The sequence below is a fragment of the Delftia sp. RIT313 genome (assembly GCF_000632165.1).
GTDB lineage: Bacteria > Pseudomonadota > Gammaproteobacteria > Burkholderiales > Burkholderiaceae_C > Comamonas > Comamonas acidovorans.
In genome coordinates, this window is record NZ_JFYT01000114.1 from 1 (window position 1) to 11,601 (window position 11,601).

At 67.8% G+C, this 11,601-nt stretch carries 11 protein-coding genes; 1 reads left to right on the forward strand and 10 read right to left on the reverse strand.

The features are described 5' to 3' along the window. Positions 1-54 precede the first annotated feature (54 nt). From BW39_RS29360 to BW39_RS29405, 10 genes are all read right to left on the reverse strand, one after another. Positions 55-1,014 (reverse strand): PDR/VanB family oxidoreductase, encoded by a 960-nt coding sequence (locus BW39_RS29360; protein ID WP_043825865.1) that lies wholly within the window; start codon positions 1,012-1,014, stop codon positions 55-57. Further along, complete coding sequence (locus tag BW39_RS29365) at positions 1,011-2,036, reverse strand: aromatic ring-hydroxylating oxygenase subunit alpha (RefSeq protein WP_043825868.1); 1,026 nt, start codon at positions 2,034-2,036, stop codon at positions 1,011-1,013. Before BW39_RS29365 ends, BW39_RS29360 begins: the two co-directional genes overlap by 4 nt. A gap of 24 nt (positions 2,037-2,060) precedes the next feature. Continuing rightward, positions 2,061-2,282, reverse strand: coding sequence for a recombinase-like helix-turn-helix domain-containing protein (locus BW39_RS29370; protein ID WP_012202895.1), 222 nt, complete (start codon positions 2,280-2,282; stop codon positions 2,061-2,063). A 184-nt stretch (positions 2,283-2,466) separates the two neighbouring features. Then, the gene (locus BW39_RS29375; RefSeq protein ID WP_013804505.1) at positions 2,467-3,444 is read right to left on the reverse strand and encodes a Bug family tripartite tricarboxylate transporter substrate binding protein; all 978 of its coding nucleotides are present in this window, start codon (positions 3,442-3,444) and stop codon (positions 2,467-2,469) included. A gap of 52 nt (positions 3,445-3,496) precedes the next feature. Further along, complete coding sequence (locus BW39_RS29380) at positions 3,497-4,459, reverse strand: VOC family protein (RefSeq protein ID WP_013804506.1); 963 nt, start codon at positions 4,457-4,459, stop codon at positions 3,497-3,499. A gap of 11 nt (positions 4,460-4,470) precedes the next feature. Then, complete coding sequence (locus BW39_RS29385; RefSeq protein ID WP_034389880.1) at positions 4,471-5,946, reverse strand: aldehyde dehydrogenase; 1,476 nt, start codon at positions 5,944-5,946, stop codon at positions 4,471-4,473. A gap of 35 nt (positions 5,947-5,981) precedes the next feature. Further along, positions 5,982-7,688, reverse strand: a complete 1,707-nt coding sequence (locus BW39_RS29390; protein ID WP_043825870.1) for a thiamine pyrophosphate-binding protein — start codon at positions 7,686-7,688, stop codon at positions 5,982-5,984. A gap of 34 nt (positions 7,689-7,722) precedes the next feature. Next, complete coding sequence (locus BW39_RS29395) at positions 7,723-8,520, reverse strand: SDR family oxidoreductase (protein WP_016452046.1); 798 nt, start codon at positions 8,518-8,520, stop codon at positions 7,723-7,725. Then, positions 8,513-9,412, reverse strand: a complete 900-nt coding sequence (locus BW39_RS29400) for an IclR family transcriptional regulator (protein WP_043825872.1) — start codon at positions 9,410-9,412, stop codon at positions 8,513-8,515. The genes BW39_RS29395 and BW39_RS29400 overlap by 8 nt, the downstream gene beginning before the upstream one ends. A gap of 11 nt (positions 9,413-9,423) precedes the next feature. After that, positions 9,424-10,194, reverse strand: coding sequence for an SDR family oxidoreductase (locus BW39_RS29405; protein ID WP_012202888.1), 771 nt, complete (start codon positions 10,192-10,194; stop codon positions 9,424-9,426). A gap of 809 nt (positions 10,195-11,003) precedes the next feature. Here BW39_RS29405 and BW39_RS30750 point away from each other — a divergent pair. Continuing rightward, positions 11,004-11,279, forward strand: a complete 276-nt coding sequence (locus BW39_RS30750; protein ID WP_081816317.1) for a hypothetical protein — start codon at positions 11,004-11,006, stop codon at positions 11,277-11,279. Positions 11,280-11,601: the final 322 nt, after the last annotated feature.

Sequence of the window (11,601 nt, forward strand, 5' to 3'; positions counted from 1 at the left end):
GGCTTGGGGGGCTTGGGGGTGGTGGGTTGTTGCCGTGCAGGTCTGATTGCCTGCTCAGATATCGAGCACTAAACGTTCGCTCTTGCAGCCGGAAACGCAGACCATCATCACTTTGTTGCTGGCCTTTTCCTTGGGGCTGAGCACCGAGTCGCGGTGGTCCGGAATGCCTTCGAGCACGCGCGTCTCGCAGGAGCCGCAGACGCCTTCGCAGCAGCTGTGGTCCATCTGGATGCCGGCATCCAGCAGGGTGTCGAGCAGCGACTTCTCGGGCGTGATCTCGATGAAGCGGCCGCTGCGCTTGAGCTCCACCGTGTAGTTGCTGCGCGCGTCATCGGCGGCCTTGACCTCCACGGGCGTGAAGCGCTCGACGTGGGCGTTGGCGTGGCCCAGCTCGGCGCAGAACTTCTCGAAGGCGTCCAGCATGGGCGTGGGGCCGCAGGCGTAGTGGTGCGTGCCCGCGTCGGGCTGCCGTTTGGCCAGCAGCGCGCGCAGGTCGGGCGGGCCGCCGGCCTCGCTGTCGAAGTGCAGGTGCAGCGGCATGCCCAGCGCCTGCAGCTCTTCCAGGAAGGCCGCGCCCTTGCGCTCGCGGGCGAAGTACAGCATCTCGAACGAGCGGCCCTGGCCCTTGAGGCGGCGTGCCATGCACAGCAGCGGCGTGATGCCGATGCCGCCGGCCACCAGCACGGTGTGCGCGGCGCTTTCGTCCAGCGCGAAATGGTTGCGCGGCTCGGAGATGGTGATGGGCATGCCCACGCGCAGCGACTCGTGCACGCAGCGCGAGCCGCCGCGGCTGGCGCGGTCGCGCAGCACGCCGACCACGTAGCGGTGGCGCTCCTCGCTGGGGTTGCTCAGCGAGTAGCTGCGCACCAGGCCGTTGGGCAGGTGCAGATCGATGTGCGAGCCCGGCGTGAAGGCGGGAAGCTCCCCGCCCGCCACGGGCCGCAGGTCCACGCTGATGGTGTCCTGGGCCTCGAAGCGCAGCGTGTGCACGAAGGCCTGGAGGTTGGTGCTCATGATGCGGCGCCTTCGTCGATCTGCTCCTGGGCCAGGCGGCGCAGGTGGCGGCGCAGGCGCACCAGGCCGATGTCGTGCTGGTAGAGGTTCTCGCGCTCGTTGGCGTCCATCTCCATCTGCTCCATCATGATCCGGTCCTGCTCCAGCACGGCCCAGTGGCGCGCCTCCAGGCGGTTGCGGTACAGGAAGCGCCAGGTGTCGCGCATCCAGCCCTGCACCTTGCGGCAGCGCCAGAAGAACACGGCGCACAGGTCGGCGCTGATGGGCGTGACGCAGGCCACGATGGCGAAGTTGCCGCCGGGGCCGCCGGTCTTGGGATAGGGGATCTCCAGGCGCATCCAGTGCACGCCCGTGCTGCCCCACTCGGTCCAGTCGAAGTTCACGCCGCGCTGGCCCACCTTCTCGAAGACGAAGCCGTCATCGGTCTCGCGCACCTGGAACGTGGCCTTGCTGTCGCCCTCGGCCATGGAGTGCGACTGCTTGTGCAGGAAGGTGCCGTGCATGGGGTCCATGACGTTGTCCAGCGCATAGCGGTAGTCGCTGCGCCACTCGGCATAGCACAGGAAGTTGGAGTACTCGGGCGAGGTCAGCTCCTCGGGCAGCGTGAACTCGGGCGCCTCGTCAACGGCCTTGTCGCTGTTGTAGAGAAAGATGGCGCCATGGGCCTCGCGCGCATGGAAGGCCAGCGCCGCGCGCGAGCCTTCGAGCTTGCAGCCGGGGCTGCCGGGCACCTTGGTCACCGTGCCGTCGCCGCGCACTTCCACGCCGTGGTAGGGGCAGGCCAGGCGGTCGCCCAGGATCACGCCCTGCGACAGCGGCGCGCCGCGGTGCGGGCAATGGTCTTCCAGCGCATGGACCTGGCCGGCGGCATCGCGCCACAGCGCGATCTTGCGGCCGAAGCGGCGCACCGACACGGGCTGGGTCTTCACGAAGTCCGAGGGGCAGACCGCGTACCAGAGGTTCTTCAGGCCTTTGTTGAGCAGGCCGTCCACCGGATCGATGGTGATGGTTTGTACGTTCATGGGGCTCTCCAGTCCTGCTCGGTATCAATAGCCCAGCCGCGCCATCAGCGCCTGGAAGCTGTCTTCGGTCCAGGCCTGGCCGTTCTCGCCGGCGGGGCCGCTGCGGTTGAGATAGGCCACCAGTTCGGGCAGGGTCTGCACGCCTTCGCCGAAGGCGCGTTCGATGGAATCGCCCAGCAGGTCTTCCATCAGGGTGGGGGCACGTTCGCGCGCCTGGTGCGGCTCGAGATAGCGATCAGCGGCCATGGTTCTCTCCTTCGAAAACTGTCTTGAATCGTGGTTCGGCTTCATTGCCCGGAGCGTCGCCCGCCACCCATATCGTGTGAAACCGGCGCAGCCCGACCTCAGGGACACCGAGGAAGGGCCGCCCCGCACCGAGGGTGTCGTCCCCCTTGGGGGAAGGCGCGAAGCGACTCAGGGGGTAGGTCATTTAGTCAGCGCGGATATCCAGGTCTTTGATGAGCTTGCCGAAGCGGTTGAAGTCCGCTGCATTGGTCTTCTCAAGCCTCGCGGGCTCGCCGCCTGCGGGCAGCGCGCCGAAGGTGGCCATCTTGGAGACCACGTCGGGCATCTTCAGGATCTCGTTGAGGTGCGTGTTCAGCAGCTTCACGGTCTCGGGCGACATGCCCTTGGGGCCGAACAGGCCCTGCCATGCGGACACTTCCACGTCCTTGACGCCCAGCTCGGCCAGGGTGGGCACATTGGGGGCCAGCGCGCTGCGCTGGCTGTCGGCCACGGCCAGGGCGGTGACCTTGCCGCCGATGTAGGGCGCAATCGGGCCCCAGGTCATGAAGGTCGTGGGCACATGGCCACCGATCAGGTCGTTGACGGCGGGCGCCACGCCCTTGTAGGGGATGTGGGCGATGCGCGTGCCGGCGGCGCGGTTGAACATCTCGCCCAGGATGTGCATGGGCGAGCCGCTGCCGGGGCTGGCGTAGGTCAGGCCGTCGCGCTTGCCCTGGGCGATCAGGGTCTTCATGTCCTTGATGCCCGAGGCCTGGTTGGTGGCCACGAACATGGGCTGCACGCTGGTCTGCACGATGGGCGTGAAGCCGTGCAGCACGTCGTAGCTGGAGCCCGAGGCCGTCTTGAGCACGAACTGCGCAATGGCGAAGGTATTGGGCGCCAGCAGCAGGGTGTAGCCGTCCGGCGCGGCCTTGGCCACATGCACGCTGCCGATGGTGCCGCTGGCACCGGGGCGGTTGTCCACCAGCACGGGCTGGCCCAGGCGCGTGGACAGCTTCTCGGCATACAGGCGCGCCATGGCATCGGTGTCGCCACCGGCCGGATAGGCCACGATGATGGTGATGGGCTTGGCCGGATAGGCCTGGGCCATCGCGGTGCCGGACAGCGTGGCTGCAGCCAGGAATGCAGCGGCAAGAGAAACCTGGCGACGTGTCTTGTTCATGGTGGGGGCCGTGGGGTGGTTGGGTTGTGGGGGTAGGCCGTCAGGCGCGGTCTCAATGCCGCTTGTCGGTGATGAATTTCCCGTCGCTGGTACCCACGCCCTTTTGGCGCCGGGTGTTGCCGTCGATGCCGCCATCGATGGCCCATTCGGCAAACACCGTGGGGCCGGGCTCGAACTCGCGTGGCTGCCAGTCGGCGGTGAGCTGGTCCTCGTCGGCGTAGTACTCGACCAGGGCGCCGGCCGGATTGCGGAAGTACCAGAAATAGGCCGAGGACACGGGATGGCGGCCCGGGCCCAGCTGGGTGTCCCAGCCGCAGCGCGAGATGTGCATGCCGCCGCCGAAGACCTCGTGGATGTCGCGCACCGTGAAGGCCACGTGGTTCAGGCCCGCGTCCTTGGCCGGGCGCTGCAGCAGGAAGATGTCGTGGTGGCCGCCGTCAGGCGCGCAGCGCAGGAAGGCGCCGCGCTCGGGGTAGCGGTCCGAGGCTGCAAAGCCGAAGTTGTCCACGTAGAAGCGCTCGCAGGCCTGCACATCCTTGACGAAGAACACCACATGGCCGACCTCGATGGGCTGGGCGCGTTCGTAGGCCGGGCTGGCCTGGTTGACGCGGTCCTTGCGGTTCCAGGTGTTGTAGGCGGCGCCTTGCACATCCACATCACGCTTTTGCGTGACCTGCAGGCGCACGGACAGGCCGTTGGGGTCGGTGCAGCCTATGCGCCCCTGGCCCTGTGTGAAGCCCGGCAGCGCGGCGATGCGACCGGCGTACAGCGCCAGATCGGCCTCGCTTTCCACACCCCAGACCACTTCGCGCAGCGTGGGGCCGGCCTCGATGGCGGGCGGCAGATCGGGATGGTCCACGGCGGCCACGATCACGCGGCAGCCGTTGAGGGTCTCGAACACCAGCCGGTCGTCCGCTTCCTGCACCAGCGCCAGGCCCCAGTCCAGGAAGAAGCGGCGGCAGGTAGCCAGGTCGTCCGCGCCGTAGGTGATTTCGTCTATGCCCAGTACGCTCATGTCGTGCTCCTTCAATTTGCCCAAGCGATGGGGCTCTCGTTCAAGCCCCAGTACATGCTCTTTTGCTCCATGTACTGCTGTATGCCCAGCCGTCCCTTCTCGCGGCCCAGGCCGCTGTCGCGCCAGCCGCCGAAGGGCGTGGAGATGGAGAACTGCTTGTAGGTGTTGATCCAGACCGTGCCGGCCTGCACGGCGCGGCCAATGCGCCAGGCGCTCTTGTAGTCGCGCGTCCAGATGCCGGCGGCCAGCGCGTAGACGCTGTCGTTGGCCTGGGCGAGCAGGTCGTCCTCGTTGTCGAAGGGCATGGCCACGAGCACGGGGCCGAAGATTTCCTGCTGGCAGATCTGCCAGTCGTTCTTCACGCCGTCGATGATGGTCGGGCGGTAGTAGTAGCCGCGCTCGAACTGCGCGCCCTCGGGCCGCTGGCCGCCCGTGAGCAGCCGGCCGCCCTCGGACAGGCCCAGGGCCACATAGCTCTCTATGGATTCGCGGTGCTTGGCGGTGATCAGCGGCCCCATCTGCGTGCGCTCGTCGGCCGGGTCGCCCACCTGCAGCGCGGCGGCCTTGGCCGTGAGGCGCTGCATGAATTCGGCATGCAGGCTGCGCGCCACGAACAGGCGCGAGCCCGCAATGCACGACTCGCCCGAGGAGCTGAAGATGCCGTAGAGCACGCCGTTGACGGCATGGTCGATGTCGGCATCGGCCAGCACCATGGTGGCCGACTTGCCGCCCAGCTCCAGCGAGACCGGCATCATCTTGTCGGCCGCGATGTGGGCGATGTGCTTGCCCGTGGACGTGCCGCCCGTGAACGACACGCGCTTGACCAGCGGATGCTTGGTGATGGCATCGCCAATCACCGAGCCCCGGCCCGGCAGCACGCTGACCAGGCCCTTGGGCACGCCGGCCTCTTCGCAGATCCTGGCCAGCTCCAGCGCCAGCAGCGGCGTGGCCTCGGCGGGCTTGACGACCACGGCGTTGCCGGCGGCCAGCGCCGGAGCGAGCTTTTGCGCCTCGCTGGCGATCGGCGAGTTCCACGGCGTGATGGCCGCCACCACGCCCATGGGCTCGTACACGCTCATGGTCATGAAGTCGCCGCGCGAGGGCGTGATGGTTTCCTCCATGGTCTCGCAGGCGGCTGCAAAGAACTGGAAGGTGGCGGCGGCGCTGGCCACCAGCATGCGTGTTTCCTTGATGGGCTTGCCGTTGTCCAGGCGCTGCAGCTGGGCCAGTGGCTCGGCGCGCTCGCGGATCAGCTGGGCCACGCGGTGCAGCACGGCCGCGCGCTCATGGGGCTTTTTCTGGGCCCAGCCGCTGGTGCGGAAGGCGTGGTCGGCCTTCTGGATGGCCTCTTCCACATCCTCCAGGCTGGGCGCGCGCAGGCGGCCCACCACTTCGCCGGTGGCGGGATAGAGCGTGGTGGATTCGCCACCGCCGCCCAGGCGCCATTCGCCGGCGATATTGATGGGGAGCAGTTCCAGGTTCGACATGGTGAGCCTCTCTCGTTCGTTCGAATCCAGCCGCCTCAGGCGGCCTTGGACGCCGTGGTGGTGGCCGGGATCTGGTCCAGCTTGTTCACGGGCGGGCCCGAGAACGTGGCCTTGAAATTGCCGATGGCGCGCATGTCGATCTCCAGCAGGAAGGGGCCCTTCTTCGGCCAGGCCGAGGCCAGCACGGCCGGCAGCTCGTCAAGGTTCTGCACGCGGGCATGGGGCAGCTGGATGGAGGCGCACAGCTGCGCGTAGTCGGGCGTGTGCAGTTCCACATAGCAGCGGCGGCCGCCGTAGGAGGCGTCCTGGATGTTCTGGATCACGCCGTAGCGCTGGTCGTTCATCAGCACGATCAGGGTGTCGCACTCTTCCTGCACCAGCGTGGCCAGCTCGCCCAGGTTCAGGATGAAGCCGCCGTCACCCGCCAGGCCCAGCGTCTTGCGGCCCGAGCCGCTGACCGCCGCGCCCACGGCCGCGCCGATGGCCATGGGCATGCCCATGCCGATGCCGCCGCCCGTGGCGTGCACGCCCGCGTTGGGCTCGAAAAAGCGCAGCTCGCGGTTGCCCCAGGTGCTGTTGGAGACGGTCACGTCGCGCACCCAGTTGAAGTTGCGGCCCACGGCCTTTTGCAGCTCCTGCACCAGCACGCTGTACGGGCCCAGGCCGTCGCGCATGGTGGCCACGGCCTCGTCGTGCACCTGGCGCAGGTCGGCCAGCAGCTCGGGGTCGGCCTTGTAGCCGCGTGCCTCCAGCCGGTCGGCCAGGCCCGTCAGCGCCAGGGCCGAGTCGCCGCAGACAAAGCCGTCATCGGCGTAGCAGCGGCCCTGCTGGGCGGCGTCCACATCGATGCGCAGCAGCGGACGCGGCAGCTTCAGTTCGTACTTCAGCGTCTCGTTGCTGCGCAGGCGCGTGCCCACGGCCAGCATGGCGTCGCAGCGCTGGTAGAAGGCCTCCACGGGCTTTTGGATGTTGTAGGCACCCAGCGAGGCCGGATCGTCCTCGGCCACGATGCCGCGGCCCTGGCCCGTGCTGACGATGCCGAAGCCCAGCGCCTTCAGGCGCTGCACGGCAGCGACTGCGTGGCGTGCGCCGCCACCCAGCCACAGCAGCGGGCGGCGTGCCTTGGCCAGCGTGTCGGCCAGCGCATCCAGCGACGCCTCGCTGGGGGCCAGCACGGCCACCGGCAGCGGCGACAGGTCGGCCGGCATGTCGATCACGGTCTGCTGGATGTCGATGGGAATCTCCACGCTCACCGGGCCGGTCGGCGCGGTCATGGCGGCCTGCACGGCGGCCTTCAGGGTGGACAGGCAGGTCTCGGCGCTGCGCACGCGGAACGCCGCCTTGGACACGGCGCCCAGCATGGTCAGCTGGTCGGGCGCCTCGTGGATGTACGACAGCTTCTGGTCCAGGTACTGCGTCTCGATCTGGCCCGTGATGTGCAGCAGCGGCGTGCCGGCCGTATAGGCCTCCACCAGGCTGCCCGCAATGTTGCCGGCAGCCGGGCCGGTGCTGGTGATGCACACGCCCAGGCTGGAGGTGGAACGCGCGCAGGCATCGGCCATGTTGCCGGCGCCGGCCTCGCCGCGCGCCATCACGAAGCGGACATGGCCGCGCGCATTCATCGCGTCCAGGATGGGCATGTTGTGGATGGAGATCACCCCGAACGCGGCCTGCACGCCGCAGTGTTCGAGGAACTGGGCCACAACGGCGCCGACGGTGATTTTGGATGCGGAAGAAGTCATGTTCTGCTTTGAATCGGGTGAAGGGGCTGGAGCACTACGCTTGCCGTGCAAGGCCACCGGAGACGTCGATGTGGCTGCCGGTCGTGTAGGAGGACAGGGGCGTGGCGAGATAGAAGATGGCGCGCGCGGCCTCGTCGGGCGAGCCCAGGCGGCCCAGCGGAATGGACTTCTTGCGGGCGAGGTCGGCGCTCCAGGCGTTCCAGTCCTGGCTGCGGTCCTCGCGCGCCTCGAAGCGGCGGCGCCACTGGCCGGACTCGATCAGGCCGACCAGGATGCCGTTGACGCGCACACCCTTGGGCGCGAACTCGGTGGCCATGGAGCGCACCAGGTTCTTGAGGCCGGCGCGCGCGGCCGAGGTGGCCACCATGTGCGGCTCGGGCTGCGAGGCCAGCAGCGAATTGACGCAGACGATGGCCGGCTGCGCCGTGCGCTCGAGCTGCGGCAAAAAGGCGCGCGTGGGATGCAATACCGAGAAGAACTTCAGGTGCAGCTCCTCGGTCCAGGCCGCATCGTCGGTGCTGGCAAACGTCGAGACCCGGCCCTGGCCCGCGTTGTTCACGAGGATGGAGGCCGGACCCAGCGCAGCCTCGCTGTCGCGCGCGAATTGCTGCACCTGGGCGGCGTCGAGCACGTCGCAGGCCTGGGCGAACAGGCGGGCCTCGGGATGGCGCCCGCGCAGCTGCTGCACGGCCTGCTCCAGGCGTTCGGCGCTGCGCCCGCACAGGGCGACACGCGCGCCCTGCGACAGCAGCAGATCGACCGTGGCCAGGCCAATGCCCGAAGAGCCGCCGGTGACGACGGCCGTGGTGTCCTTGAGTTGGGAATCAAACATGGCCGCCTCCTGCGCGCCGGTAATTGAGGGAAAGCAGCTGTGCCGTCTGCGTTTGCGTTTGCGTTTGCGTCTGCGGGCGGTAGTTCAGCAGCTCGGACAGCTCGGCCGCCGCGTCGCAGACGCCGGCGATCAGGGTCTCGGCACGGCCCTCCTCCACATGGGGCGCGGGAACCGTCGTGCCCAGCGCCGCCACCACGCGGCCGCTGTGGTCGCGCACGGGGGCGGCGATGGTGCAGATGGAGCTTTCGTAGAAGCCCTCGCTGAACACATGGCCGCGCTCGCGGTCGGCCTCGACCAGGTTGAACAGGTCCAGCACCGTGCGCGGCGTCTTGGGCGTGTGCGCTTCCAGGTGCTCTTCGGGATAGAGCGCGCGCAGCTCGGGCAGGGACAGGTCGGCCAGCAGCACGCGGCCCAGGGCCGTGGCATGGGCGGGCAGGCGCGTGCCCACACGCACCGAACTGGTCAGCGGCGTGGGCGGCGTGACCTTGGCCACGTAGACGATGGAGCGGCCATCGCGCACCACGATGTTGCAGGGATAGCGGATCTCGCCGCACAGCCGCGCGATCACGGGCTGGCCCAGCTCGGTCAGGTCCATGGACGACAGGAACTCGAAGCCCAGGCGCAGCACGGACAGGCCCAGCCGGTAGTCATTGCTGCCCTCGGCACGCTGCAGAAAGCCCATGGCCTCCAGCGTGTTGAGCATGCGGAAAATCGTGGCGCGCGGCAGCTGCAGGCGGCGGGCCAGCTCGGGCGCGCCCAGCGTGGCATTGCCGCGCCCGAACTCCTGCAGCAGGCGCAGGCCGCGCTCCAGCGCGGGCACCATGTACTTGTCGGCGCCGTTGTCCGCGCTCTCGGCGCTCTCGGCATTCCCGGAAGAGGGGGTGTCGGTCATGGCGAACCCCTTCAATTCATGACGAAGCCGCCGTTGACGGGCAGCACCTGCCCCGTCACGAAGCGCGCGCCATCGGACAGCGCATAGGCCACGGCGCCCGACACATCCTCGGGCCGCTGCTCGCGCTGCAGCGCACGCTGGTCGATGTACAGGCGGTGGCGGTGCTCGGGCACGTACTCCGTGGCCTCCACCAGCACCAGGCCCGGCGCCACGGCGTTGATGGTGATGCCGTCGGCGCCCAGCTCGCGCGCCATGGAGCGCGTCATGGCCATCACCGCGCCCTTGCTGGCCACATAGGCCATCAGGTTGGGGGCGCCCCACATCGCGGTGTCGGACGCCAGGTTGACGATGGCGCCCCGGCCGCTGTCGCGCAGCGCGGCGCGGCAGGCGCGCGTCATCAGCCACACGCCGCGCACGTTCACGTTCATCACCTGGTCCCACTTGTCCAGATCGATGTCGTCCATGCCCTTGCCGCCCGAATCGGTCACGGCCGCGTTGTTCACCAGGCCGTCCAGCCCGCCCAGCGCCTGCACGGCCTGCTGCGCGCAGCGCTCTATCGACTCCGGATTGCCGGCATCCAGCCCGAAGCCATGCGCCTCGAAGCCCTGCGCGCGCAGCCGGGCCACGGACTCGGCCAGCAGCTCCTCGCGCAGATCGGCCATGGCGACACGCGCGCCCTGCTCGCAAAAGGCCTTGGCGAACGCAAAGCCCAGGCCGCGCGCCGAGCCTGTGACGAGAATGCGGCGGCCGGCAAGCTGGCCTGTGGAGGGCGTGGTGTTCATGGCGTACCTCAATCGAAGGGGGTTTGTGTCTGTTTCAAATTTGAAATGACACTTTTTTCTTGAAACAAGCGTGAGTTTAGGACTGATGGTTCGGGGTGGGATTGGGGAAAACACGGAGGCGTGTGGGAAATGGATGACAGAGGTGTGTCTGGGTGTGTTTTGGATGGGGGGCTTTTTGTGGCTTGTGAGGGCATGCCCGGCCTGCGGGCAGAGGCCGGGTTTCGGCCCGGCGGCCGACCGACTTTCTTGCCGCGCGGCAAGAAAGTCGGCAAAGAAACGCGCCCAAATGCCCGCGACCCCTGTGCTTCGCTCCGGGGCAACCTGCGTCGTGGCGGTTGCGGGGTTCGCTGCGGAACTCGCTGCGTTCACTGCGTGAACTCCGCTCAGACAACCGCAGCGAGTCAGTTGACGAAGCAGTCCTGTCCTTCGGCAGGACTGCAACCCCGCAACCACCACGCCGCAGGCGCGTTCATACGGGGAGTGGATGCGGGCCGTCGCTTCGCTCGGCCTGGGGTTTGAGGCAGGGTTGTGGAATGCCTCTATGATTTCGGTGGCCCCCTGTTCCGGGGCTGGTGCTTGAAAACACCATCAACACACAGCGGCAGAGCCTCCCCGAAAGAGAGGCCTCGTCACGTCTGAACACTTGGACAGTGGGCATCGCACCCGCACGTCCACACGGTTTTGGATGGGATGGGGCTACCCGCAAGGCTGCCCGCACGTCTGTGTGCGTGTTTTCAACATCCCATCCACCCTTTCTGCGCTTGAAAACGCAGGTCGGGTGTTTCCGTCTCGCACAGGAGTACGAAAACATGAACGATCAGCGCACCGCTCTTCCCACGCGCGCCAGCTTCGAGCAACTGGCTCGCACCATCACCGACACCAATGGATGGGTACAGGAAGGCTGCAACGAAATATGGGCCCTGGCCCAACTTGCATTGGCCAGCCTCAATGCACCAGAAGACTTGCGACGTCCGCAAGCCATGGCTCACGCACTGCGCGCCATCCGCGACGGCGCTGAGTCACTGGCCGACTATGTGCAAGGCGAAGCCAGAAGCGTAGGTTGCGACCACACTCAAAGCCCATAGCCACGAGTGCGGCCACATCCGGCCGAGCGCAGCGAAGGCCCGAGCAAACTCCCCGTATGTCAGCGCCTGCGTCGGGCCGCCTGCGGGGTTGCAAGCCTGCCGAAGGACAGGCTTGCTTCGTCATCTGACTCGCCGTGATTGTCTGAACGTAGCGCGCAGCGCGAAGTGAGTTTCACGGCGAACCCCGCAGGTGGCCCGACGCAGGTTGCCCCGTAGCGCAGCGAAGGGGTCGCGGACATTCGGGGTGTACGTGTCAAGGACATGGGTAACAACTCAGCTCACAGACATGGGTAACACCTCAAGCTCACATAGTCCTTCTGGG

Bases quoted from the DNA above. Each gene is read 5' to 3' on its own strand.
- BW39_RS29360 (WP_043825865.1), bottom strand. From the start codon at position 1,014: ATGAGCACCAACCTCCAGGCCTTCGTGCACACGCTGCGCTTCGAGGCC.
- BW39_RS29365 (WP_043825868.1), bottom strand. From the start codon at position 2,036: ATGAACGTACAAACCATCACCATCGATCCGGTGGACGGCCTGCTCAAC.
- BW39_RS29370 (WP_012202895.1), bottom strand. From the start codon at position 2,282: ATGGCCGCTGATCGCTATCTCGAGCCGCACCAGGCGCGCGAACGTGCC.
- BW39_RS29375 (WP_013804505.1), bottom strand. From the start codon at position 3,444: ATGAACAAGACACGTCGCCAGGTTTCTCTTGCCGCTGCATTCCTGGCT.
- BW39_RS29380 (WP_013804506.1), bottom strand. From the start codon at position 4,459: ATGAGCGTACTGGGCATAGACGAAATCACCTACGGCGCGGACGACCTG.
- BW39_RS29385 (WP_034389880.1), bottom strand. From the start codon at position 5,946: ATGTCGAACCTGGAACTGCTCCCCATCAATATCGCCGGCGAATGGCGC.
- BW39_RS29390 (WP_043825870.1), bottom strand. From the start codon at position 7,688: ATGACTTCTTCCGCATCCAAAATCACCGTCGGCGCCGTTGTGGCCCAG.
- BW39_RS29395 (WP_016452046.1), bottom strand. From the start codon at position 8,520: ATGTTTGATTCCCAACTCAAGGACACCACGGCCGTCGTCACCGGCGGC.
- BW39_RS29400 (WP_043825872.1), bottom strand. From the start codon at position 9,412: ATGACCGACACCCCCTCTTCCGGGAATGCCGAGAGCGCCGAGAGCGCG.
- BW39_RS29405 (WP_012202888.1), bottom strand. From the start codon at position 10,194: ATGAACACCACGCCCTCCACAGGCCAGCTTGCCGGCCGCCGCATTCTC.
- BW39_RS30750 (WP_081816317.1), top strand. From the start codon at position 11,004: ATGAACGATCAGCGCACCGCTCTTCCCACGCGCGCCAGCTTCGAGCAA.